At 33.8% G+C, this 24,314-nt stretch carries 20 protein-coding genes; 7 read left to right on the forward strand and 13 right to left on the reverse strand.

Features of this window, described 5'->3' with window-relative positions:
• Positions 1-139 precede the first annotated feature (139 nt).
• The 3 genes from accD to tamL all read right to left on the reverse strand — a co-directional run bounded on the left by accD (position 140) and on the right by tamL (position 4,907).
• Positions 140-997, reverse strand: a complete 858-nt coding sequence (gene accD / locus ABW636_RS15325) for an acetyl-CoA carboxylase, carboxyltransferase subunit beta (protein WP_367590940.1) — start codon at positions 995-997, stop codon at positions 140-142.
• Between the two features lie 52 nt (positions 998-1,049).
• Positions 1,050-2,117 (reverse strand): class II fructose-bisphosphate aldolase, encoded by a 1,068-nt coding sequence (gene fbaA, locus ABW636_RS15330; protein WP_367590941.1) that lies wholly within the window; start codon positions 2,115-2,117, stop codon positions 1,050-1,052.
• Positions 2,118-2,327: 210 nt separating this feature from the next.
• Positions 2,328-4,907 carry a translocation and assembly module lipoprotein TamL gene (gene tamL, locus ABW636_RS15335; RefSeq protein WP_367590942.1) on the reverse strand — a complete coding sequence of 860 codons (2,580 nt, stop codon included), beginning with the start codon at positions 4,905-4,907 and terminating at the stop codon, positions 2,328-2,330.
• Positions 4,908-4,944: 37 nt separating this feature from the next.
• On the opposite strand from tamL, the gene ABW636_RS15340 reads away from it, so the two are divergent.
• Positions 4,945-5,679, forward strand: a complete 735-nt coding sequence (locus ABW636_RS15340) for a TrmH family RNA methyltransferase (protein WP_367590943.1) — start codon at positions 4,945-4,947, stop codon at positions 5,677-5,679.
• Between the two features lie 13 nt (positions 5,680-5,692).
• On the opposite strand, the gene porT is transcribed toward ABW636_RS15340, so the two are convergent.
• Together porT and ubiE are read right to left on the reverse strand one after the other, a co-directional pair.
• Positions 5,693-6,400, reverse strand: coding sequence for a type IX secretion/gliding motility protein PorT/SprT (gene porT / locus ABW636_RS15345; RefSeq protein WP_367590944.1), 708 nt, complete (start codon positions 6,398-6,400; stop codon positions 5,693-5,695).
• A gap of 86 nt (positions 6,401-6,486) precedes the next feature.
• Positions 6,487-7,215, reverse strand: a complete 729-nt coding sequence (gene ubiE / locus ABW636_RS15350) for a bifunctional demethylmenaquinone methyltransferase/2-methoxy-6-polyprenyl-1,4-benzoquinol methylase UbiE (protein WP_367590945.1) — start codon at positions 7,213-7,215, stop codon at positions 6,487-6,489.
• Between the two features lie 210 nt (positions 7,216-7,425).
• On the opposite strand from ubiE, the gene trkA reads away from it, so the two are divergent.
• Both trkA and ABW636_RS15360 read left to right on the forward strand, forming a co-directional pair.
• On the forward strand, positions 7,426-8,775 hold the full coding sequence (gene trkA, locus ABW636_RS15355; RefSeq protein ID WP_367590946.1) for a Trk system potassium transporter TrkA: 1,350 nt from the start codon (positions 7,426-7,428) through the stop codon (positions 8,773-8,775).
• A 2-nt stretch (positions 8,776-8,777) separates the two neighbouring features.
• Entirely contained in the window at positions 8,778-10,274 is a 1,497-nt protein-coding gene (locus tag ABW636_RS15360) for a TrkH family potassium uptake protein (protein ID WP_367590947.1), read from the forward strand.
• Positions 10,275-10,352: 78 nt separating this feature from the next.
• On the opposite strand, the gene ABW636_RS15365 is transcribed toward ABW636_RS15360, so the two are convergent.
• From ABW636_RS15365 to ABW636_RS15375, 3 genes are all read right to left on the reverse strand, one after another.
• Positions 10,353-10,640 carry a hypothetical protein gene (locus tag ABW636_RS15365; protein ID WP_367590948.1) on the reverse strand — a complete coding sequence of 96 codons (288 nt, stop codon included), beginning with the start codon at positions 10,638-10,640 and terminating at the stop codon, positions 10,353-10,355.
• 300 nt (positions 10,641-10,940) lie between these two features.
• Positions 10,941-12,155, reverse strand: coding sequence for a pyridoxal phosphate-dependent aminotransferase (locus ABW636_RS15370; RefSeq protein WP_445012691.1), 1,215 nt, complete (start codon positions 12,153-12,155; stop codon positions 10,941-10,943).
• An 18-nt stretch (positions 12,156-12,173) separates the two neighbouring features.
• Positions 12,174-13,274: a fatty acid desaturase family protein gene (locus tag ABW636_RS15375; RefSeq protein WP_367590949.1), complete on the reverse strand. Its 1,101-nt coding sequence runs from the start codon at positions 13,272-13,274 to the stop codon at positions 12,174-12,176.
• 140 nt (positions 13,275-13,414) lie between these two features.
• Here ABW636_RS15375 and rsmG point away from each other — a divergent pair, with 140 nt between their 5' ends.
• Complete coding sequence (rsmG, locus tag ABW636_RS15380; RefSeq protein ID WP_367590950.1) at positions 13,415-14,044, forward strand: 16S rRNA (guanine(527)-N(7))-methyltransferase RsmG; 630 nt, start codon at positions 13,415-13,417, stop codon at positions 14,042-14,044.
• A gap of 3 nt (positions 14,045-14,047) precedes the next feature.
• On the opposite strand, the gene ABW636_RS15385 is transcribed toward rsmG, so the two are convergent.
• Entirely contained in the window at positions 14,048-14,530 is a 483-nt protein-coding gene (locus ABW636_RS15385) for a LytR/AlgR family response regulator transcription factor (protein ID WP_367590951.1), read from the reverse strand.
• A gap of 451 nt (positions 14,531-14,981) precedes the next feature.
• On the opposite strand from ABW636_RS15385, the gene ABW636_RS15390 reads away from it, so the two are divergent.
• A complete protein-coding gene (locus ABW636_RS15390) occupies positions 14,982-16,289 on the forward strand; it encodes an alpha/beta fold hydrolase (RefSeq protein WP_367590952.1) in 1,308 nt (435 codons plus the stop codon).
• Positions 16,290-16,310: 21 nt separating this feature from the next.
• On the opposite strand, the gene ABW636_RS15395 is transcribed toward ABW636_RS15390, so the two are convergent.
• Together ABW636_RS15395 and pruA are read right to left on the reverse strand one after the other, a co-directional pair.
• Entirely contained in the window at positions 16,311-16,790 is a 480-nt protein-coding gene (locus tag ABW636_RS15395) for a GNAT family N-acetyltransferase (RefSeq protein WP_367590953.1), read from the reverse strand.
• A gap of 112 nt (positions 16,791-16,902) precedes the next feature.
• Positions 16,903-18,531 (reverse strand): L-glutamate gamma-semialdehyde dehydrogenase, encoded by a 1,629-nt coding sequence (pruA, locus tag ABW636_RS15400; RefSeq protein ID WP_367590954.1) that lies wholly within the window; start codon positions 18,529-18,531, stop codon positions 16,903-16,905.
• A 153-nt stretch (positions 18,532-18,684) separates the two neighbouring features.
• On the opposite strand from pruA, the gene ABW636_RS15405 reads away from it, so the two are divergent.
• A complete protein-coding gene (locus tag ABW636_RS15405; protein WP_367590955.1) occupies positions 18,685-19,419 on the forward strand; it encodes an NRDE family protein in 735 nt (244 codons plus the stop codon).
• A 22-nt stretch (positions 19,420-19,441) separates the two neighbouring features.
• On the forward strand, positions 19,442-20,461 hold the full coding sequence (locus ABW636_RS15410) for a DUF6695 family protein (protein ID WP_367590956.1): 1,020 nt from the start codon (positions 19,442-19,444) through the stop codon (positions 20,459-20,461).
• Here ABW636_RS15410 and apaG read toward each other — a convergent pair.
• A complete protein-coding gene (gene apaG, locus ABW636_RS15415) occupies positions 20,430-20,816 on the reverse strand; it encodes a Co2+/Mg2+ efflux facilitator ApaG/CorD (RefSeq protein WP_367590957.1) in 387 nt (128 codons plus the stop codon). The two genes, ABW636_RS15410 and apaG, sit on opposite strands and share 32 nt — an antisense overlap.
• A gap of 194 nt (positions 20,817-21,010) precedes the next feature.
• Positions 21,011-24,292, reverse strand: a complete 3,282-nt coding sequence (locus ABW636_RS15420; RefSeq protein WP_367590958.1) for a PQQ-dependent sugar dehydrogenase — start codon at positions 24,290-24,292, stop codon at positions 21,011-21,013.
• Positions 24,293-24,314 lie beyond the last annotated feature (22 nt).

Consider the following 24,314-nt stretch of genomic DNA (forward strand, 5'->3'; position numbering starts at 1 on the left):
TAGGATTGCGTGTGCCTTTTTAAAACACATCTTTTAATCCTAAAATTGAAAAAAATCAACAAAAACCATAATGGATGAAAAAGAAAATCGCCTAAAAATAACTTTTTAGACGACCTCTTTTTGTTATATGATCGATTATTTAATTTGAAAGTGGTCTGTTTAAGATCAAATTCAAATACAAATTTATCTTTTGTTTCAACTCATGTCTTGGTGTGATGAAATCCAAAAAGCCATGTTCTTTTAGAAATTCTGCCGTTTGGAATCCTTCAGGTAGTTCTTTTCCTGTAGTGTCCCTAACTACTCTAGGGCCTGCAAAACCAATTAAAGCACCTGGTTCTGCAATGTTAATATCTCCTAACATAGCAAATGAAGCGGTAGTACCCCCTGTAGTTGGGTCGGTACATAACGATACATAAGGAATTCCAGCATCTGCCAATTGCGCTAGTTTGGCAGAAGTTTTGGCAAGCTGCATTAATGATAATGCTGCTTCCATCATACGAGCACCTCCTGATTTAGAAATGATCATCAAAGGAACTTTGTGTTTTAGCGAATAATCTGCTGCTCTTGCAATTTTTTCACCTACAACGCTTCCCATAGAACCACCGATAAAAGAAAAATCCATACATGCCACTACCAAATCATTTCCATTTGATTTTCCTACTGCGGTACGAATTGCATCTTTTAGGTTTGTTTTTTCCTGAGCTTCCTTTAATCTGTCAACATATTTCTTTTTATCCTCGAACTTAAGGGGATCCTTTGAGCTAAGGTTTTTGTCTAATTCCTTATACTTATTATCATCAAATAAGATTTCAAAATATTCTTTACTACCTATTCTAACATGATAACCATCCTCTGGACTTACATAGAAATTTTTTTCAAGCTGTTCTGCATCTACGATTTTTCCAGTTGGTGATTTGTACCAAAGGCCTTTTGGAACATCTTTTTTGTCCTCTGTTGGGGTTTGGATACCTTTTTGTGTTCTTTTAAACCAAGCCATATTGTTTGTATATTAAAATCTGGAATCTTATTTAAAGACTTCAGTTTTGGTTCTATAATGTGTTTACATTATTTAAATCTTCAAAAGCTTTTTTAAGTCGGGTCTTGAAAGTTACTTCCCCTTCTCTTAACCACTTTCTTGGGTCATAATATTTTTTGTTAGGTTCTTCAGAACCTTCTGGATTACCTATTTGTGTTTTTAGATACTCGATTTTGGTATTCATGTAATCACGAATCCCTTCATTAAATGCAAACTGAAGATCAGTGTCGATATTCATTTTGATAACTCCATATCCAATAGCTTCTCTAATTTCTTCTAGAGTAGATCCACTACCACCATGAAAAACAAAGTCAATATGATTAGATTCTACATTGTATTTTTCTGAAATAAACTCCTGAGAATTTTTAAGGATTTTCGGAGTTAATTTTACATTTCCTGGCTTATATACCCCATGTACGTTCCCAAAAGCAGCAGCTACAGTAAACTTATCACTTACTTTACTTAGCTCTTCATAAGCATAAGCAACTTCTTCTGGTTGTGTATATAATTTAGAATCATCTACATCTGTATTGTCAACTCCATCCTCTTCACCACCAGTGATTCCTAGTTCTATTTCAAGCGTCATACCGATCTTACTCATGCGATCTAAGTATGATTTACAAATATCAATATTTTCTTCTATAGGCTCTTCTGATAAGTCAATCATATGCGAGCTATACAGAGGTTTTCCTGTTTCTTTAAAAAACTTTTCTCCTTCATCTAATAAGCCGTCAATCCAAGGTAATAGTTTTTTAGCACAGTGATCGGTGTGTAGTATTACAGGTACACCATATGCTTCTGCCATTAAGTGAATGTGCTTGGCACCTGCAACAGCACCAGCTATGGCTGCTTTTTGGTTTTCATTTGATAAGCCTTTTCCGGCATTAAATTGTGCTCCACCGTTTGAGAATTGAATAATTACAGGCGAGTTAATTTCTGCAGCTGTTTCTAAAACTGCATTAATCGAATTAGAACCGATTACATTAACTGCAGGTAAAGCAAAAGCTTTTTCTTTAGCATATTTAAATATAGCTTGCACTTCGTCTCCTGTAGCAACCCCTGGTTTGATGTTGTGACTCATAATTTAGTTTTGGTTTATAAGGCTACAAAAATAGTAAAATTATACTGAAACCTAAACCATAAAAAAATAGCTTTGTAACTTATATAGCTATGATAATTTATACCCTTTAATATTTAGAATTACGTGATAAAACATGCTTTTTTTTCAAAATATATAAATATGACTGCATGATTATCTTTACAAGAAAGCAGTTAAGTTGTTGATATATGGTTAAAAAGGATAGTTAATTCCAAAATTATAAACAGCTTCAGAGAAATTATACTTTTTGAACCACCTATTGTCTTCGTCACTAGCCGGGTTAAAAGTTTTAAATCCAATATCGAGGCGTAATACAAAGAAATTGAAATCATAACGAAAACCGAAACCACTTCCTACAGTGATTTCTTGTAGATCGTCCAAGCCAGAGAAAACGGCATCTTCATCTTCGATGTTATCTAACACATTCCAGATGTTACCGGCATCAATAAACAATGCTCCATGAAGCGCTCCTAATACATTAAACCTGTATTCTCCATTTAATGCAATTTTCATATTGGCTTCATTAAACTGATCTTTACCTCCAGTACTTCCTGGACCAAGGCCATAAACTACCCATGCACGATTGTCATTAGGACCTCCTCCAAAAAAACTTCGAGCAAACGGGATATTATTAGCGTTCCCAAAAGGAAGTGCAATTCCACCAAAGGCCCTAAAAGCAATAACACTTTTTCTTCCTAGATCCCAGTGTTTTATATAGTCTAATTCTGCTTTCACATATTGAGAAAATTCTACTCCAAAAATTTCAAAACGGTCATTTTCATTTTTCTTTAAGTTCGTCAAATTAGAAATAGTAGTTAATACATTACCTGCAAGTTCGATCTTTGCTTTAAATCTTGAATAATCTTCGTCATAAAGATTTTCTCTATTATTTTTTGTAAAACTATAATTAGATGCAAAAATAAGATTGTCTTCGGTTAGCCTCACTTTTCTTTCATCAATATCTTTGATTTCCTGTATTTGATCCGGAGTTAAATTTGAGTTAGTTTCTGACCCTAATGTTTGTGCAATAAAACCATTTGCACCATCTGGAATACGTAAAGCAACATTGTTTATGTTTGGTTCTTCATTTGCAGGTTGCAAAAAGAACGAAGAACTGGGGTCAAGTACTTGCAGTGCAATGTCATTTAGTCTATTGTAGGATACATTATATATATTAAAGTAATTACTGGTGTTTAAATTCCTAACATATTGCGTATTGATAATATCTATTTGATGTGATAAGATGTTGCTTGGTTTCCATCTGTAATTAAAAACCCCTGTTGCATTTTGTTTATCCAAACCTATATTTTGCTGGATGTTTGTTCCGAAAATAAGGTTGGTTGTTGGAGACATGTGTTTGGGGATAAGCTTATTTATATTGAGAGGGAAAAGTATTTTAGGAAACGATAGTTTTACATCGGTACCTACCTCTGATATGTTAAAGAATTTTTCACCCCCGTCTACTGCATCACTAGATGATCCGATACTACCACGGGCAGATATTTCTAAAATTTCTGCACCTCTAAAAACATTCCTTATTAATAAAGAGCCACCAAAGCCAATTCCGAATGCTTGGATACTAGAAGTAGAAACATCAAAATCTATGTTAGTGCTGTATTTTTTTTTGGGTGTAAGTAATATATTAGCAATAAGGCTCTTTCCTGTAGGGTCTTTTGGGTCGGTATTGTATCTAATATTGGGGTATTTAAAAGCTCTAAGATTATTAATCTGATTGTAAGTAAATGTTCGGTCTTTATCTTTAAATATTTCACCAGGAGTGATGAGTACCGCATTTGTGATGGCTTTTTTTGTGTAATTAATCTTATCAAATCCATAGATGGAATATCCTTTATAGAAAGCGGTATCTTTAGGAGTTTTATTTCGGTTTTGAAATGTGTAATCTGTAAAAATATTAACCTTACTTACTTTGTGTACTTTAAAAGGGATTTTGGCTACAGAATCTCCAGATGTAACGGTTCTGTTTTTAATAAGTAAGTTTAGATTCACTTTGTGGTCTGTATTTACTGTATCGGCATCAAATTTTATAAATTCTTTTTCAAAATTATATAATCCAGAGTTTCTGTAAAGCGATGTTAATCGGTCTCGTTCTGTTTCAATATCTAGCGTTTTAAATTGCTTTCCTTTTATAATTAAAGATTTTTCTGAATTGTATTTGTAAATAGAATCGGCAACACGAGATTCTATTTTGGTTCGTAACGAGTCAATTATATAAGGATCCCTTAGTGTAATATGATAATCTACAGAAGCCTTTTTATTGTTTTTTGTGTTGATTTTATAGGCTGTTTCAACATTAAACCAACCATTATTCCAGAAATAAGCTTGCAGTTGTTTTGTAGAACGTTTTATTTTGGATTCATCTATGATAGAAGGAGACTCTCCTGTGCTTCTAATCCAATCATTGATTCCGGATAATCCAACTCCCAATCTATCTACCTGTTTTTTAGAAAGTAAATTCGTGATTCTCTTTTTTCGATTCGGTTTTCGGTGTAACCAATCTTGGTATAAAGAATCTTGATCTACTGATGCAAGATTATAGAGATGAAGACGAATAGGAATACTTAATAATTTTGTGTTAGGTTTTAAGTGTAACAGATTGTATATTTTAGAATCCTTGCTTAGGGTACTATCAATAAAAACCTGATTCTTATCTAATAAATATTCCTGCTCAGGAACTCTTTTTACCGCATCACATGAAAATAAAAAAGTGGTGATTAAGGTAATTAATAATATTTTTGTCTGAAAATGTTTCAATCCTTACTTATTATTGATCCAAAAATACACTATTTGTATGGTTAGCAAAAACCAAAAGAAGTTAATAAAGAGTTTATATCAAAAAAAATACCGAAAACAACATGGGATGTTTGTTGCAGAGGGTAAAAAAGTAATTTGTGAGTTTATTGATGCTGGTTTAAAACTACATTCTCTTTTTACTATTGATACCGGTGCTTTTGAAGTAGAATCAAAACTAGAGTTTGAGGTTACTCAAAATGAATTAAAGCAACTAAGTTTTTTAGCAACTCCTCAGGTTGCTTTAGCTGTATTTTATATGCCTCTAAAAAACGTAATGTCTCAAGAAGGATTAATTCTTGCGTTAGATGATGTTAGAGACCCGGGTAATTTGGGTACTATCATACGTTTATGTGATTGGTTTGGTGTTAAAAACCTGGTTTGCTCTTTAAAAACAGTTGATTGTTATAATCCAAAAGTTGTACAGGCTACCATGGGTTCTCTCACAAGGGTTCATGTAGTTTATACAGATTTGGAAAAGTTTTTACAAGAAAAAAAATCAACTATAAATGTTTTCGGAACTTTTATGGAAGGAAATTCTCTTTATAAAGAATCATTACCAGAAAATGGAATTATTGTAATGGGTAATGAAGCAAACGGTATTTCTGATACCATAGAAAAATTTGTGGATACTAAAATAACAATCCCTCGATTTGGATTGGATCAGAAAACAGAAAGCCTTAATGTAGCTACAGCAACGGCTATTACATTAAGTGAGTTTAAAAGACGTGGGTAAAAAAGAGATGTTTTTACTGAAATGTAAAATTAATAAATATCCCTCTTGATGACATCTTATCTATGGTAGATGTATAAGGGCTATTAGGGTCATTATCTCGTACCAATTCGTCAGACATTGCAAATACGCCACGTATTGAAGGAGTAAATTTAAAATAGTATAGATAGAGATCAATCCCAAAACCTATTTCAAAATAATTGGCATTGGTTTTCATTCTAAATTGACCTGCACTGTTATCTTCGGGGTTTTTTTCATTACTCGATAAATTAATAGATCTTGAGATCCCACCAACTATAAAAGGTTTGATGTTATTGATTCTTTTTGTAGATACTTTTAGCAAAAGTGGAAGATGTACATAGGTAGATTTTACTTCTCTTAATGATTCAAATTCTGTGGTAAACTGTGGATCAGTAAATCGTAAATTTCTAGTGTTAAAAGTAACAACAGGTTCGAATCTAAGGTCTAAATAATCGTTTATTCTCATATTTCCTAAGAGACCTACGGTAAAACCCATTGATTCATTGTGATCGATGTCTACAGCAGAAGCATTAGCATCATAATCAAAATTAAAATCATAGAAGTTAAATCCTAAGATATATCCATAGCTAAATCTTGGTTTGTCAAAATTCTGAAGGTTTTGAACCTTTTCTTTAGAAAACAATTGTGCACACAAATTTTGAGTGCATAATACGATAACAATTAAGATAAGTAATCTTTTCATCTAAATTAAAATTAACCTTTGTTCGATTAACACCCTTCATTAAAGTAGTTCATATATGTACTACTCGAATAATTTGTGTTACTATATTATTTTGTGGCTGTATAAATTGTCGCAACACCAAAAGTCTGAGGGGTATCCCTGACATCTATAAACCCAATTTTTTTCAAAATATTGTTGAAAGCTTCTCCATAAGGAAATGCTGCAGCACTTTTACTTAGATACGAATATGCTGATTTATCCTTAGAAAATAACTTCCCTATAAGGGGTAAAATTTTTGTTGAATATACTTTGAATCCCTGTTTATAAGGGGTTTTTGTAGGTAAAGAAGTTTCTAAAACAACAAAAACACCTCCTGGTCTAAGGACTCTAAAAATTTCGGAAAGACCTTTTTCAAGATTTTCGAAATTTCTAACACCAAATGCTACTGTAATTGCGTCAAAATAATTATCCTGATAGGGTAGATTTTCACTATCTCCTTGCACCATTGTAATAACAGGGCTTAGGTTATTGGCAGCAATCTTTTGTTTTCCAATTTCTAACATTCCAGTAGAAATATCCAAACCAATAATTTCTTTAGCACCTGTTTTTGAAAGCGTAATAGCAAGATCTCCTGTTCCTGTAGCTACATCCAGAATTCTATTAGGTTTAGAGTTTCCTACAAACTTAACTACTTTTTTACGCCACTTCACATCAATACCAAACGAGATTACTCTATTTAGACCATCATAATCCCCAGAGATGGTATCAAACATCTGGGTTACCTGTTCTTTTTTGGACTTTGTCTTATCTGTATAAGGAGTTATGTTCTCTGACATTCAAAAAAATTTAGGCAAATATACATTTTTGAGTTTGATCCTCAGAATAGTTTTGAATTAAGTTAAAGGGAATCAAATTTTATCAGTTAATCAATTTACACTATCTTTGTACACTTTTATATTTTAAGGTCTTATTTATTACCCTTTTTACGATAAGTTTCTGGCCTTGATTTGATTTTATCTTTAGATGGAAAACAATATACAAAACCAATGAAAATCATTATTGCCGGCGCAGGTGAGGTTGGATTTCATTTGGCGAAATTACTGTCCTTTGAATCACAGGATATTACACTTATAGATACAGATAAGGAATGCCTTAATTATGCCGATACTCATTTAGATATACGTGTAATTAAAGGAGATTCGACTTCAATAGCAATACTTAAAGAAGCTAGAGTAGAAAATGTCGATATGGTTATAAGTGTAACCTCTAGTGAAACTACAAATATTACAATATGCGTATTGGCCAAACAATTAGGGGCAAAACGTACTATTGCCAGAATTTCTAATACAGAGTTTATAGAAAATAAGGAAGAAGTAGGGTTTATTAAGTTTGGTATCGATGAATTGATCTCTCCAGAAGCGCTTGCTGCTAGCGAAATAGAACTACTCCTTAATCAATCTGCATTTCATGATAGTTATGAGTTTGAAAATGGCGCGTTGACCATGGTAGGTACTACCTTGTTAAAAGAAGCATTGTTTGTAGGCAAGTCGGTTCGAGAAGCTGCAGAAGTTTTTCCAGAACTGCACTTTATGCCAATTGCAATTCAGCGTTTAGGAACCCAATACACACTTATACCTAGAGGAGACACGATTTTTAAAGAAGGTGATCAGGTATATTTTGTAACCTCTAAAGGAGGAGTTGAGGAGTTATATAAACTTACTGGTAAGGTTAAAGAGGATATTAGAAATGTAATGATCCTTGGAGGAAGTAAAATTGGATATAAAACCTCTAGAGACCTTTGTGATCATAAGTTTAGAGTAAAACTTATTGAAAAAGATAAAGAGAAAGCTTTTGATTTGGCAGATGAACTACCGGCCGCATTAATAATTAATGGAGACGGAAGAGATGTAGAGCTTTTGCAAGAAGAAGGTATTGATGATATGGATGCGTTTATTGCAGTAACAGGTAATTCTGAAACGAACATCATGTCATGTCTGGTTGCAAAATCAAAAGGAATAAGAAAAACAATTGCACTGGTAGAGAATATGGATTATTTTCATTTATCTCACTCTATCGGTATTGATACATTAATTAATAAAAAACTCCTGGCAGCCAATAATATATTTCGTTTTATAAGAAAAGGAGAAGTGGTGGCAATGACCAAGCTTAATAATATGAATGCCGAACTTCTGGAATTTATTGTTAAGCCAGATTCAGAAGTAAGTGATAACTTTATTAAAGACCTGGATTTTCCTCGTTCTGCAATTATTGCAGGTGTAATACGAGATGGAGATGGGATGATCCCTTTAGGAGATTTTTATATTCAGGCAGGGGATCGGGTAGTAGTATGCTGTTTGCCAAAATCTATTAAAAAAATAGAAAAACTTTTCTTATAGTAATGCCAAAGTTAAATTATAAAATTATACAACACATTATGGGGCTTTTGTTGCTCTGTAATGGTGGCTTTATGTTATTGGCAACCGTTATTAGTTTTGCGTATAAAGATGGCGTGACCTTAGAGATTATGATGGCTTCTTTGGCAACAATGTTTGTCGGGATTGTACTGATGTTTTTAACCAGAGAGCATAAAAAAGAAGTTAATAAGCGTGAAGGTTATATTGTGGTAACCTTTGGTTGGATATTTATGTCTTTAAGTGGTACATTGCCGTATTTGTTTTCTGGGGCTATACCTTCTTTTACAAATGCATTTTTTGAAACAATGTCTGGGTATACCACTACAGGAGCTACGATTCTTAATGAAATAGAGATTATTCCTAAAGGTATTTTGTTTTGGCGTAGTTTGACACACTGGATAGGAGGTATGGGAATCATTGTACTTGCAATAGCTATCTTGCCTCTACTGGGGATAGGTGGTATGCAGTTGTTTGCTGCAGAAGCACCGGGTCCAAGTGCAGATAAATTGCATCCTAGGATTACAGATACTGCCAAACGATTATGGCTTATTTATTTTGGATATACAGCTGCAGAAACAATTCTTCTTAAGCTTGCGGGGATGAACTTTTTTGATGCAATTAATCATGCTTTAAGTACACTTTCTACTGGAGGTTTTTCTACAAAAAATGCAAGTGTGGCGTATTGGAATGATCAACCTATTATACAATATATTATTATATTGTTTATGTTTTTGGCAGGAATGAATTTTGTTCTTAGTTATTTTGGTTTTAAGGGTAAGGTTCAGAAAATTATCAAAGATGAAGAGTTTAAATTGTATTCTTTGTTTGTTCTTGTTTTTAGTATAATTGCAGCGTTTGTGATTTATTTTAAAACAGACCCTTCTCTTTCTTCTATTGATCATCCTATGGTATGGGGTAAGGCAGAAAGTGCCTTTCGTCATGCTTTGTTTCAGGTGTTGGCAGTGATTACTACAACTGGTTTTGTAAGTGCCGATTTTACTATGTGGACCTCTTTTTTAACAGTTTTTTTCTTTGGTATTATGTTTTTAGGAGGATCGGCAGGATCGACATCAGGAGGTATGAAAGTAGTTCGACATTTAATAACTATTCGAAATGGTATTTTAGAATTTAAACGAACTTTACACCCCAGAGCAGTATTGCCAGTGCGATATAATACCAAAGCAGTTTCTAAAGAGATTGTGTTTAATATACTAGCATTTTTTGTGCTGTATATGTTGTCTTTTATAATTGGTGCGGTAGTATTGGGAGCATTAGGTCTCGATTTTGAAACAGCTATAGGTGGAGCCGCTTCTTCTCTTGGGAATGTTGGGCCAGCTTTTGGAAAACTAAGTCCCGTTAATAACTTTGATATACTACCAGCTTTTGGGAAATGGTGGTGTTCCTTCCTAATGCTTATAGGTAGATTAGAACTTTTTACGGTTTTAATATTACTTACTCCTTTTTTCTGGAGAAATAGATAAATCTAAGTAATATACAAATATTATTATTCAAAAGATGTAATTCTTAATAGTGTACTTACTATTAAGAAGATCTAATCTTTATTGCATTCTCCAATCCCAATTTGCAGAACAATAAGGAAGTGTGTCCCAAAGTTCTGTTACTCTTAAGATAGTATCTTTGACTCTTCCGGTAATGCTTTCAAAATATTGCTCTTCAAGTAAGAAAATATCTAAAATAGATTCGTAATATCCCACATAATTAGGATTGAATTCTTTTTCGGGAATAATGTTTAGAATTTCATCATCTGTTTGAGAAATATCAAAATTTTCTTTGAAAATATCTAAGACATTTTTTTTAACAATACGCTCTTTTTCGAGAGTGTTCATGACAATTGTTTTAAGTTGGTGTTAACGAGATACTTAGTTTTTTTAGGGTATTTCTAAGTATTTCGAAGGGTCTAATATAACATCATTTTTTATTTTTTAGTATTAAATAATCCTTTTAAATTTCTAAAATATGGTTAAAATTTCCAAACAAATGTATTACCGTAATTAGGTTACGTTTTATTTGTATTTTCTAGTGTTTACGGGTTGAAACGGAGTTTTAAGCTCTGCAAAATAAAAACCGATTGTATAAAATCTTATACAATCGGTTTTGGCTTTTTTTTTTAAGAAAAAGTGGTTAGCTTAACTAACTGCTTTTTTTATTCTATCGATAGCTTCAATAATTTCTTTGGTACTAGCTGCATAAGAAATTCTTATACAATTACTATTACCAAATGCTATTCCTGTAACTGTAGCTACATTTGCTTCTTCCAAAATAAACATAGAAAAATCTGTAGCGTTTTCTATAGTATGTCCTTGTAATGTTTTTCCAAAATAGTAAGAAATATCAGGGAAAACGTAAAAAGCACCTTCTGGCTCATTACACTCAAAGCCAGGAATGTCAGCTAATAAGCCTAATATCAATTTTCTACGCTCCTTAAACTCATCTATCATGTATTGAATCTTGCTTACTGGTGCTTCTAGTGCGGTAATTACTGCTCTTTGTGCAATACAATTTGCTCCGCTAGTAACCTGTCCTTGTATTTTGTTACATGCTCTTGCAATGGCTTCGGGAGCACCGATATATCCAATTCTCCATCCTGTCATTGCAAATGCTTTGGCAACACCATTAACCGTGACTGTTCTGTTGTACATGTCCTCGAATTGTGCCATAGATGCATGACTACCACTACCTTTATAGTTGATATGCTCGTATATCTCATCACTTACAACAATGATATCGGGATACTTTTGTAGTACATCTGCCAATGCTCTTAATTCTTCTTTACTATAAATAGACCCACTTGGGTTGCAAGGAGAACTATACCATAACATTTTTGTTTTTGGTGTGATTGCTTTTTCTAGTTGCGATGCGGTCATTTTAAAATCTGTATCTATAGAAGTTGCTACTTCTACAGGAACCCCACCCGCTAGTTTTACGATATCGCTATAACTAACCCAGTAAGGACAAGGTAGAATTACTTCGTCGCCGGGATTAAGGTATACTTGAGCAACATTGTATAGAGATTGCTTGGCACCAGTAGATACGACAATTTGAGAGCGATCATAAATAAGATTATTGTCACGCTTAAATTTTGTAATTATTGCGTCTTTTAATTCAACATACCCATCTACAGGTGTATACGAGTTATAATTGTCATTGATAGCTTGTATAGCAGCTTCTTTAATGAAATCAGGGGTGTTAAAATCAGGTTCTCCCAAGCTAAGACCAATAATGTCTTTACCTTCTGCTTTAAGCTCTCTGGACTTTGCTGCCATGGCTAAGGTAGCAGATGCTTTTAAGGCCTTAATTTTGTCTGATAACAGCATTCTGGTTTCTGATACTTTTGTACTCATTATGGTGAAATAAAATAATTATGATTGTATTGCAGGCTTTATCCCCATTTCTTTAAGATGTTTGAAATGAGCAATAATAGCTTTGCGTGTGGTTTTATACTCGTGATAAGGTAAATTAAATTCTAAAGCAGTTTCTTTTACAATTTTAGAAATTTTGGTGTAATGTATATGGCTAATGTGCGGAAAAATATGATGCTCTACCTGATGATTTAATCCGCCTGTAAACCAATTTACAAGTCTGTTTTTTGTAGAGAAATTTACAGTTGTAAATAACTGATGAATGGCCCATGAGTTTTTCATATTACCTTCATTATCTGGTAAGGGCATTTCTGTGTCTTCTACAATATGCGCCAACTGAAAAACAATACTCAAAATTAATCCAGCTATGTAATGCATAACAAAAAAACCAATTAATATTTTCCACCAGGCAATAGACATAATAATCATCGGAATAACAATCCAAATCAATATGTATATTATTTTGGTAACTACAACAGTACTCCATTGTTTTAGAGGGCTAGGCAGTTTTCCATATGAAAGTTTACGAGCTAGGTAATTTTTTGTCTGTTTAAAATCAGTCGTTAATGCCCAGTTAAAAGTTAATAGACCATAAAGGAATATTGAATAGTAATGTTGAAACTTATGAAAACGTCTCCATTTGGCATGTTTGGTAAAACGAATCACCCTTCCTGCATCCATGTCTTCGTCATGACCATGTATATTAGTATAAGTGTGATGTAATACATTGTGCTGTACTTGCCAATTATAAACATTACCAGCAAGTATATACATGCTACTACCCATTAGTTTGTTGATCCATTTTTTTGAAGAATACGACCCATGATTGCCATCATGCATAACATTCATGCCGACACCTGCCATTCCTATTCCCATAACAATAGTAAGTAAAAGCATTAACCATTGATTAATATCAAGAGTTAACATTAAGAAATATGGAGTCAGAAAAAGGGAAAACATTACGATAGTTTTTAGATGTAGACGCCAGTTTCCGGTACGTTTAATATTATTTTCTTTAAAATATTGATTTACGCGCTTATTCAATGTTTTAAAGAACTTAGTAGAATCTGTTCTGCTAAAACGTATGTTTGTTGAAGCCATAGGTATTGAGGTTGATGACCAAATTTTATATGTCAAAATTATATTTGGTAAAGTTAGGTATTTAAATTTTTTTAAGTTCCTAAAAAGAAATGAAATATATCATCTTAACGCGTATTTTTGTGTTCAAATTTAAATTATTGATGGATATTCTATTAAAATATTTTCCAGACCTAAGCGAAGAACAAAGAAATCAGTTTGCCAAACTTGAAAAGTTGTATAGAGATTGGAATGCAAAAATAAATGTGATTTCTCGTAAAGATATCGAATCTCTGTATGAACGACATGTTTTGCATTCTTTGGGAATTGCAAAAGTTATGAGTTTTAAATCAGGCACACATGTTATGGATGTCGGTACAGGTGGAGGTTTTCCGGGTATCCCTTTAGCAATCCTTTTTCCTGAAACCAAATTTTATTTAATAGATGTAATTGCCAAGAAAATAAAAGTTGTAAACGAGGTTGCAAAAGCATTGGGGTTAGAGAATGTTGTAGCAGAACAAAGAAGAGCGGGAACTTTTGAAGATAAGTTTGATTTTATAGTAAGCAGAGCGGTGACCAATATGCCGGATTTTGTGAAATGGATTCGAAAAAATACCAAAAAGAAGAATGAAAACGAACTGCAAAATGGTATTTTGTATCTTAAGGGAGGAGATCTAACAGAAGAATTATCGTTGTATCCAAAAGCATTGCAACACGATCTCTCAGACTTTTTTGAAGAATCATTTTTTGAAACTAAAAAAGTGGTGTATATGCCCTTGAAGTATAAGGTGTAATGGTTATTTTTTGTGTATAGATAGCTTTTTACTATTAAATTTTGCTCCTATAGGTAAGGATATTCCGTTTTTCATTTCTACAGTGTCATTATCATAGGAGCGTAAATAGCTGGTATTGATAATAAATGATTTTTGAATCCTAATGAAATTGTCGCTTTCTAATTGTAGTAAGCATAGTTTTAAACTAGTGTATACCGTTATTTTTGAATTATCATTTAAATGATAATTTACATAATTACCTAGGCCTTCTATGTATATAATAGTATCGGTAGGGATAATATGAGTACGTCGGTTCGATTTTAATTCGATCGTTTTTGAATTAGTTTCTTCGTTTTTCTCTCTTTCTTTAAAGTACAGAAGTAATATGTAGATGGCAGAAATAAAAAAGACCGTACTGTTTATAAGAATAGACGACCTCACAATAGCCGATGGTTTAAAAATCTTACTAAAATCAAATTGTTCAAGATTTTCGAAGAAAAAATACATAAAAAAGCGTTGCGCCAAGCTTGCAAAAATCAATAAGACTAAATAATAAAAGATAAAATTCTTAAATCTTTTGTAAAGAAGGTATTTGGGGATGAGATAAAGTATACAAAAGTATACTGTCAAAATTCGTATCGGTAATAAAATAAATTCTAGAAAAAAGGAAGATTTGTAATCGTCATTTTTAACCCATATCAGACTAAATGCGATATAGTATAAAATCCAAAACAGGACCTGAAGAATAACCTTATTTTTTTTGGTAAGCTCTGTGATCATACTTTATTAACAGTCAAAAGGGATTATTTGAAATAAAAACTACGGTACTTCGTATAAATTAAAGCAAGTAGCCCCATAATCGTTATAATATTGTCTTTGTGTGAGTAAAAAAAATCCCTCTATATTTTTTTTGATAGCACACTTTTAGTCAACAACTCACAAAGATAAAAACTAAGAAATGAAAAAAATACTTTTAATACTTGTAACTTTTTGTGGTTTTGTAATGCAGGTTTTCTCTCAGGATTTAGCAAGAAGAGCCTCTTTTGAAGCTCAAATTGAGGGACCTGGTAAAGAAATTCCGGGGGCAACAATCCAGCATTTGGAAGAAAAATCTCCGCTGTTTGAAGCGGGTTTTAGGTCAGACGATGTTATTGTTCAAGTTAATGAAAGAAGAGTCGTGTATCCAGAAGATTGGAGTGCTATTGTTTATGGAATTCGCTCAGAAGAACAAACTAAGATAGTAGTTAAGAGAGGACCAGAAAGAATAAGTAAAGAATTAGTTCTAAATCCATTACCCAAAGAAACACATGAGAGTTTAGAAGTTTTTTATGAAAGTATAGTAAGTGAATATGACTTGAAACAAAGAGTTATTGTTACAAAACCTAAAGGAAATGGACCTTTTCCAGCAATTTTCCTGATACAAGGCCTTAGCTGTTCTACTATAGAAAAATATTCGGGAAGAAGTAATAATTGGGTGCGATTAATAGAAGATATAGCCCAAAAATCAAATATGGTTTTACTTAGGGTAGATAAGCCAGGGGTAGGTGATAGTGAAGGAGATTGCGGAAAAACAGATTTTAAAACTGAAATTGCCGGTTACGAAGCCGCAATGCATTTACTGAAGTCAAAAAACTATGTTGATTCAAAAAGAATAGTAATTTATGGGAATAGTATGGGAAGCGCATTAGCACCGTATTTTGCTAATAAATTTGATGCAGTTGGAGTTATATCTGATGGGACTTTCTTTAAGTCCTGGTATGAGCATATGCTCGAGATAGAGCGTAGAATATTAGAAATAGAAGGAAAATCTCAAAAAGAAATATATGATTTAATGAATCAGGTGTATATACCCATATATTATGAAATGCTTATTAAAAAAAGAAGCTATGCAGATGTGTTAAAAGAAAACCCTTTGTATAAAAAGCATCACAGACATTCGTTTCAACATATGTATGGGCGATCTATGAAATATTATCATCAGGTACAGGATTTTAATTTTGCTGCCGAATGGCAAAAAATAAAGGTACCCGTAAGAATTAGATGGGGAACAAATGATTGGATTATGACCGAAAATGATAACGATATGATTATTGATTTACTAGACAAAAAGGGACATAAGGATCATCTGTTATATAAATACGAGGGATTAGATCATTGGTCGACAATTCACTTAGATTATAATTCGAGTTTCAATTTTAAGCCAGGAAAGTGGGAAGATAAAATAAGTCAACAAATTATAGATTGGGCTCATGAATTTGTTAAGTAGATTTGTAGATGGAGAAATAGATTATCCTTTTTCTTTTAAGTTGTAACGCATTTCTACAATATGTCTTTCGAAACCTGCTTTTTCATAAGCGCGAATAGCTCTTGGATTTTTATCATATACTGTAAGCCTTATTTCTTCAATTCCTTTTGAGGTAAACCATTTGGATAACTCTTCGAGAATGTTTTGGACAATTCCTTGTCCGCGATATTCTGGTGCTAAATATATAAAACCAATATATCCAAGTTGTTTTTGTATAAAGTACCCTTTTCGGTTCCTGATTTGGCCATACCCACTTGCAATTACTTTTCCTTCGTGCTCTGCAACAATAACTTCGGTATGATCTGCGGTAATGTAAGATTTGATATCGTAATAACTGATTTTTTCACGTTTTAATGTCACATCCATAGGTCGTTCTGTTTCTATAATTTTTTGTTCAAAATCTAGTAAAACAGGTAAATCCTTTAGAGTAGCCGTTCTAATAAGTATATTGGATTGTTGCATATTGTGTTTTTAATAATCAAATATAATCAATACCGCAGAATGGAAGTTCTTTGATTTCTTTAGAATAAAAAAAGCGCCGTAATGGCGCTTTTTAAAGTATTTTAGAATGTTACTACTCTCCTAAGAAAGGGTATCTGTAGTCTGCCGGAGAAACAAATGTTTCTTTTATCATACGAGGAGAAACCCAACGTAATAGGTTTAGGTATGATCCTGCTTTATCATTTGTACCAGAAGCTCTTGCTCCTCCAAATGGCTGTTGTCCAACAACTGCACCAGTACATTTGTCATTAATATAGAAGTTACCCGCACAATTTTCTAATGCTTTAGTAGCTTCTGCAGCAGCATAACGATCTGTAGAAAAGATAGCTCCTGTAAGTGCGTATTCACTAGTTCCATCAACAAGTTGTAATGTTTCTTCCCATGCTTCGTCTTCATAAACGAATATGGTAATTACTGGTCCAAAAAGCTCAGTACACATTGTTGTGTATTTAGGATCTTTAGTTACAATTACGGTAGGCTCTATAAAGTATCCTACAGATTTATCATAATTACCACCAGCTATAACAGTTACATCTTCATCCTTTTTAGCTTGATCAATATATTTTGCAAGTTTATCAAATGAACTTTCAGTAATAACAGCAGTGATAAAGTTGCTCATATCTTCTGGAGATCCCATTTTGAAAGAAGCAACATCTTCTTTGATATATTTTTCTACATCGGCCCATAAACTTTTTGGGACATAGGCTCTAGATGCAGCACTACATTTTTGTCCTTGGTATTCGAATGCACCACGTGTGATTCCTGTAGCAACTTGCTTAGCATTTGCGCTTGGGTGTGCAATAATAAAATCCTTACCACCAGTTTCACCTACAATTCTTGGGTAGGTTTTGTAATTATGGATGTTGGTTCCTATTTTACCCCAAATATCATTAAATACTCCAGTACTTCCTGTGAAATGAATTCCAGCAAAATCAGGACTAGCTAATAAGGTTTCAGTAATCATAGAAGGACTACCGGCTACTAGATTGATTACTCCTGCAGGTACACCTGCTTCCTGAAATACATCCATAAGCACTTTTGCAGAATACATTTGTGTGCTGCTAGGCTTCCATACGACTACATTCCCCATCAATGCTGCACTGGCAGGAAGGTTTCCAGCAATAGCAGTAAAGTTAAAAGGTGTAATAGCGTAAACAAAACCTTCTAGTGGTCTGTATTCTAATCTATTCCAAGCAGCAGAAGTAGATTCTGGTTGTTCATTATATATCTGAGTCATAAATTCTACATTAAAACGTAGGAAATCTATAAACTCGCAAGCAGCATCGATTTCTGCTTGATATATATTTTTAGATTGTGCTAACATGGTAGCAGCGTTAATTTTCGAACGGTAAGGACCTGCAATAAGTTCTGCAGCTCTTAAGAAAACAGCAGCTCTTTGTTCCCAAGGTAAATTAGCCCATTTCTTTCGTGCTTCTAACGCAGTATCTATAGCTTGTTGAACATGCTTTTTCTCTGCTTTGTGATAAGTCCCTAATATATGTTTATGGTCATGAGGAGGAGACATAGTTCCCGTATCCCCAGTTCTTATTTCTTCGCCATTTATATATAAAGGAACATCAACAGATGAATTGTACATTGATTTGTATGTTGCCAAAACTTCTTCTCTTTCTGGTGTTCCAGGAGCATATGACTTAACGGGCTCGTTTAATGCGGTAGGAACTTGAAAAAAACCTTTTCCCATAACGTGTTGTATTAGTTTAAATTAGTAAAATGTTTTGCTGTCGCGAATTTATTATTTCGGAGGGCAAAGATAGAAAATTATAAAAGGTATATTTACTTTTGACTTTAATATATACTATTCAGAGTGTATTTTTTTTTGTAAGTTGTCAAAAAATTGGCCGACCTAGAATTTATGTGTACAGTAACATTAATCCCAACTCAAGAAAATAATTTTATTTTGACCTCAAATCGTGATGAGGCAATAAATAGAAAAACATTACAACCAGAGTTTTATCGCATTGGTTCGACAAGAATGTTATTTCCAAAAGATGCTTTGGCAGGAGGCACTTGGATTGGTGTAAGTGATAAGAATACGATGATTTGTTTGCTTAATGGTGGATTTGTAAAGCATCAGAGAAAGTCCTCTTATAGACAAAGTAGAGGGGTGGTAGTGAAAGACTTACTTGAAGCTAATGATTTAGAAAAAGCAATTAACCAATATAATTATAAAGGTATAGAGCCTTTTACAATAATAGCTGCAAACTGGCAATCAGAGTTGTTGTTTTTTGAATTAGTTTGGGATGGAGAGCAGGTACATATACGAAGGTTGAGTAAAGAAACGCATATTTGGTCATCCTCTACGTTGTATGATGATGAAATAAAAGCAGTTCGTAAAAAATGGTTTGAAACATTTGAAAACAAAAATGATTTGACCGTTGACTCTCTTTTAAACTTTCATAAAACAGCGGGAGTTGGAGATAAGAATAAAGATTTGCTAATAGATAGAGGTGCACTAAAAACAATTAGCATCACCCAAATAGTAAAAAATGAAGAGGAAATTTCGATGCGATATGAAAATCTTCAGGATAGTAAGGTTAATACTGTTGTTTTTGAAACAGTAACGGCTTAATGAATGATCGATAAATTTTGAAATGTTGAAGTATACTGGTAAAATAATTTCGCTTGCTTTTCCTGATACATTTGTAAAATGTTCTGATGAGCGATTTGTAAAAGCTTTGATAGCAGTGGGTTTTGGAAAAAAAAACTACATCAAAGCCGGCCATGCGGCTTTTGTTCTTATAGAAAATCAAACCGGCAAAGCAGAATATTTTGATTTTGGAAGATATATTACTCCTAATGGATATGGTAGAGTAAGAAGTGCTATAACAGATGTCGAGTTAGAAATCCCTTTTAAGGCAATAATAACTAGAGGTAACAAACTTGATAATTTAGAAGAGTTTTTAGTGTGGTTAGAAGCAAATCCTGAAAAAACACATGGGAGTGGTAGATTGGTAGCTTCGGTCTGTGATTATATAGATTACCAACGTTCCAGAGATTTTGTGCTATCTATTCAAAAGCAGGGAAGTGTTAAGTACAAGGCCTTTGGTAAAATAGGAAGTAATTGTTCGCGTATTGTGACAGACACAATTTTGGCAGGAACAGATCATCCAAAAATAAGAAAGCCTTTGTTAAGAAATAAGTTGTTTACTCCTAGTCCCTTAGGTAATGTAGCTAAGGCTGGTTTAGAAAACCCAATTTATCAGGTAGAAAATGGAGTAATGGATATATATCCAGGGTCGATTTTTAAGGAAAACCTAACAAATTATTTTGATCAAAATATTCCAGAAAACAATACTCACAGTTTGGTAAATGGGGAGTTAAATGGCGAGAATGCCCACTTTCTTGAAGGTATTGGGAGCAGTGCTTATTTTATATTAGAAGAGTCTTGTGAGAAAAATGTTTTTGAGATTAAAAGGTATACAGAATGTGGTAAGCAAGATTTTAATGGCTTGTTCGAGGTAGTAGAGGGTAATTTTGATGCTTCCAAAACATACAGGTTTATTTATGACTCTAATTGTAAATACTGTCATTTAGAACAAAGTGGTAAAAAAATAAAACTAGAACGAGTTAGCAGAACAGTTAATTCAGTGCAAAGGAAGCGAGCAGTTTGAAACTAGGAATCATCACCTGAAACTTTTGCGCTGACGTGAAATTAATCATGTTATAATGCCCTTTCATAGATCCAAAAGGTGAGTTAAGTAAACAGCCGCTATTATAAGTATGAGATTCACCTGGTTTAAGAACGGGTTTTTTGCCAATCACGCCTTCTCCTTCAACAATTTCAGTATTATTTAGAGCGTCTTTAATTTCCCAGAAGCGAGAAGTAAGTTGTACAGGGTACTTGCTTTGGTTTTCTATGCTAATACGGTATCCAAAAGCAAAATGGACTTTATGATTTTTGTAGAACGTACCTTCAAAGTTAGTATCTACCGAAATTTTTATGCCGCTAGTGATCTGTTGAACCATAGGTGTGATATAATAATAGATTCTACAAATGTAAATATATAGAATCCGTTACCGCTAAGATAGAAAATAATCGATTTATAAACAGAAATTTAACAATTGTTTTACCTCAAATTTTTTATTTGTAAAATGTAAATAATACCTGTGATAACAAAGAAGGTGTTCTTTTTATAAACACCCTCTTTATCATTTTTGTTTTATTTTAAGATTAGCTTTTTTGTTTTTGATTTGTTCCCAGATGCTACTGTGATAAGGTATAAGCCAGAACTTAGATCATTTAGATGGATTTCTTCTGTAGTGATTTTACCCTTTTTGACCACTTGCCCAATTTGATTTTGTATATAATAAACCGTGTCGGTTAATAGGTTTGTTTTTATTAGAATAAAGTCATTTGTTGGGTTAGGAAAGATGTTAAAATTTAAAGTTTTTGAATCGGGTTTTTGATCGGTTTTTGATGTTGCATTTATAATAATGTTGTAATCTTCCACTTCTCCATAACGAAAAGAAGCACAGGGGGCTGGAGTGCCGTTATATTGCAAAACAACCCTCATACGTGTAGGTCCGTTTTGTGCATTATCGGGTATTATAAAGTTTCCATTTACTGGAGTTGCTCTTGTAGAGGTATTCCATACCTGTTCTCCTGGATCTGCAAAATTACCGTCTTGGTTATAGTCTATCCATACGGTATATACTTCATTGTAGGTGGTGGTTCTGGGCCATATAGGCGTTATAGAGATGTTATTACTAATTCCTTTTGATAATTCGGTAGATTCTGAAGTAAAGTCACTATACCCGTTGGTGCCAGCCATTGAGGTTTTATTAATTGTTCCAATGGTAACATTTCCAATATATTCGTAAGAAGTATCATTTCCGTTTGATTCGCAATAATTGATTTGCTCATTTAGAGTGGTAAACAAAGTAGAATTACTGTAATTAGAAACAGTATTGTCGGGACATTTACTTCTTATTTGTGCTTCATATGGGGTGTTGGACTTTAAGTTTTCTATGCTATAGGTATTTTCTGCAGTTGAAATGGTAACCCAGTCATTGGTTGTTGTTTCACGATACCTTACATCATAGGTTGCAGATGTAACGATTTTCCAGGATAACTGCACGCTGGTAGTTTTGATATCTGAAGAAGTAATGTCTGATGGTATGACGGCGGTACAGGATGTATCTGTAGAATTTGTCCATATTGCCGTGTTATGAGCTGTAATAGCCCCCGCTTTAGAAAAATTACCTGTTGCAATTATTTTTTGTGTATCGTCTAAGGAGAATGTCATTGCGTTAACAATAATATCTATACCTACACTAGTGTTTGTTCCCATTGCTTTCCAACCACCATTTTCACTCCATTGCGCTATGTTGTTTACGATATCATTGCTAGTATTATTTGATGCAATATCAAAAGCTCCTGCTGCATAAAGATGTGTGCCGTCATGTAATAAAGTGCGTACAATATTATTTACCCCGTTGCCAAGTTTAGACCAGCTTTTTGATTGGATATCCCATTTGGCAATTCGATTTACCGTAGTTCCTCCTGCGAGTGCAAAATTACCTCCTATAAATACACTTGATGGGGTAGTTGTAATGGCTTCTACAAAACCACTGGTTCCAATGCCCAGAGTCCCCCAGTTGGATCCGTTCCAGGTAGCAATTCTGTTGGCTGTATTTCCTCCTGCTTCATCAAAATTACCACCAGCATAAAGAATGTCATCGTTTCCGATAGCCAAAGATCTTATTTCATTATTGGTTCCTGATTGTTGATTGCTGCTATCGGTGAGAGCAGACCATTGGTTTGAATTCCATTGTGCAATGTTTCTTACCTCAGTTCCTCCGGCAGTTTTAAATACTCCGCCAACAAAAACAGTATTGTTGTGGATTTCTATCGCTGCTACAGCTCCATCTACTCCCGATCCCAGGGCAGACCACTGTGTGCCGTTCCATACAGCAATATGATTGGCATTAATACCGCCAATTTTTGTAAATGATCCCCCTGCATATAAGTTACCATTTGTATCTGTTTTTAATGCATTTATACTTCCGTTAATCTCACCTCCCAGAGCAGACCAACCAGAATTTTGATTCCATACTGCAATGTTTTTTGCATTGACTGTACCAGCTTTGTTAAAAACACCTCCATGGTATACGTTGCCATTTGTATCGGTAGCTATGGCATGCACAATACCATCTATACCTTCATTTAAAGCGGCCCATGAGCCTATGCCATTTACTTGGGTTCCTGTAGGAGAGGTAGTTCCATCTACCAATTGGTATATTTTTCCGTTTGTACCATAACTTGAAAAGTAAAGTTCTCCCAGAGTATCTACTCCAAAAGAAGATACAAACAATCCATCGGTTTTAAAAAGTAATGTGCTGTCTGCATCTCCTGTTGAAGGGTTGTAGTTTAGTGCCCAGACTCTACCACTTACATAATCAGCAAAGATATACTTAGAGTTGATATCAGGGTTTAAGCTAGTTATTTCTGAGCCTCGATAAACATAGCCACCGGTAATAGAAACATCTCCCTGATTGTGGTTATAATTAAAAACAGGAGATGCAACAGGCCCAGAAATAACAACATTACTGTTTGCAACCGAATTGCCTTCAAATCTACTCCAACCATAATTCTTACCTTTTTCGATGTTATTGATCTCTTCAAAAGCGTTTTGCCCCACATCTGCACCCCAAAGTTTTCCTGAAACGGCATCAAACGAAAATTTCCACGTGTTGCGGATACCATAGGCGTAAATTTCGTCTAATCCATCAACGCCTACAAAAGGGTTGTCACTTGGGATTTCATAGTTATTATTAGGTAGAACTGGATTGGTTTCTATAGGATTGCTGCCGTCAATATCGACATCAATGCGACAAATACTTCCAAATACCGTGTTTTTGTTTTGCCCGTTGCGTTGGGGATCGTTTCCGCCACCACCATCACCAAAGGATATGTATAAATATGAATCAGAACCAAAGGCTATCTTACCTCCGTTATGATTACTGTTGTTTTGATTTTTATCAAATTGAAAAATTACCAGTTCACTATTAGGGTCTGCCAGAGTAGGATCGTTTGCTTGGGCAGAAAATCGAGATAATACCATTCGGGTTGAAATTCCAGAAACCGGACTGTTCGTAGTATAATACACATAGAAGTATTTATTGTTTTTATAGTCTGGGTGAAAAGCAAGCCCCAAGAGTCCTAATTCCTGTCCGTTCGAAAACTGAACTCTATCCGTAATGTCTAAGAAGGTTTTTACCTGAGATGAGGTAGCTGTTGCTGTTTTTGGGAATACTTTTATTCTTCCTCTTTGCTCTACTACAAACATTTGTTCTGTCTCGTTATCAATACACTGTATTTCTACAGGAAATTCGAAATTTAGATTTGGAAAAGCTGATTGATAGGTGACTTGAGAAAATAATATGTTACAGAAACATAACAGAGTCGTTACGATAAGAAATTTATTGGTTAATGGTTTCATTTTCAGTTGGTTTTGAGTGTTT

The organism is Aquimarina discodermiae (assembly GCF_040786235.1).
Lineage (GTDB): Bacteria > Bacteroidota > Bacteroidia > Flavobacteriales > Flavobacteriaceae > Aquimarina.

What these genes read in the sequence shown, in the direction of transcription:
- ABW636_RS15395 (WP_367590953.1), bottom strand. Translation starts at nt 16,790, where the DNA reads ATGCAACAATCCAATATACTTATTAGAACGGCTACTCTAAAGGATTTA.
- ABW636_RS15370 (WP_445012691.1), bottom strand. Translation starts at nt 12,155, where the DNA reads ATGAGTACAAAAGTATCAGAAACCAGAATGCTGTTATCAGACAAAATT.
- ubiE (WP_367590945.1), bottom strand. Translation starts at nt 7,215, where the DNA reads ATGTCAGAGAACATAACTCCTTATACAGATAAGACAAAGTCCAAAAAA.
- ABW636_RS15420 (WP_367590958.1), bottom strand. Translation starts at nt 24,292, where the DNA reads ATGAAACCATTAACCAATAAATTTCTTATCGTAACGACTCTGTTATGT.
- rsmG (WP_367590950.1), top strand. Translation starts at nt 13,415, where the DNA reads ATGGATATTCTATTAAAATATTTTCCAGACCTAAGCGAAGAACAAAGA.
- accD (WP_367590940.1), bottom strand. Translation starts at nt 997, where the DNA reads ATGGCTTGGTTTAAAAGAACACAAAAAGGTATCCAAACCCCAACAGAG.
- porT (WP_367590944.1), bottom strand. Translation starts at nt 6,400, where the DNA reads ATGAAAAGATTACTTATCTTAATTGTTATCGTATTATGCACTCAAAAT.
- ABW636_RS15365 (WP_367590948.1), bottom strand. Translation starts at nt 10,640, where the DNA reads ATGAACACTCTCGAAAAAGAGCGTATTGTTAAAAAAAATGTCTTAGAT.
- trkA (WP_367590946.1), top strand. Translation starts at nt 7,426, where the DNA reads ATGAAAATCATTATTGCCGGCGCAGGTGAGGTTGGATTTCATTTGGCG.
- pruA (WP_367590954.1), bottom strand. Translation starts at nt 18,531, where the DNA reads ATGGGAAAAGGTTTTTTTCAAGTTCCTACCGCATTAAACGAGCCCGTT.
- ABW636_RS15375 (WP_367590949.1), bottom strand. Translation starts at nt 13,274, where the DNA reads ATGGCTTCAACAAACATACGTTTTAGCAGAACAGATTCTACTAAGTTC.
- ABW636_RS15340 (WP_367590943.1), top strand. Translation starts at nt 4,945, where the DNA reads ATGGTTAGCAAAAACCAAAAGAAGTTAATAAAGAGTTTATATCAAAAA.
- ABW636_RS15385 (WP_367590951.1), bottom strand. Translation starts at nt 14,530, where the DNA reads ATGTATTTTTTCTTCGAAAATCTTGAACAATTTGATTTTAGTAAGATT.
- ABW636_RS15410 (WP_367590956.1), top strand. Translation starts at nt 19,442, where the DNA reads ATGTTGAAGTATACTGGTAAAATAATTTCGCTTGCTTTTCCTGATACA.
- apaG (WP_367590957.1), bottom strand. Translation starts at nt 20,816, where the DNA reads ATGGTTCAACAGATCACTAGCGGCATAAAAATTTCGGTAGATACTAAC.
- fbaA (WP_367590941.1), bottom strand. Translation starts at nt 2,117, where the DNA reads ATGAGTCACAACATCAAACCAGGGGTTGCTACAGGAGACGAAGTGCAA.
- ABW636_RS15360 (WP_367590947.1), top strand. Translation starts at nt 8,778, where the DNA reads ATGCCAAAGTTAAATTATAAAATTATACAACACATTATGGGGCTTTTG.
- ABW636_RS15390 (WP_367590952.1), top strand. Translation starts at nt 14,982, where the DNA reads ATGAAAAAAATACTTTTAATACTTGTAACTTTTTGTGGTTTTGTAATG.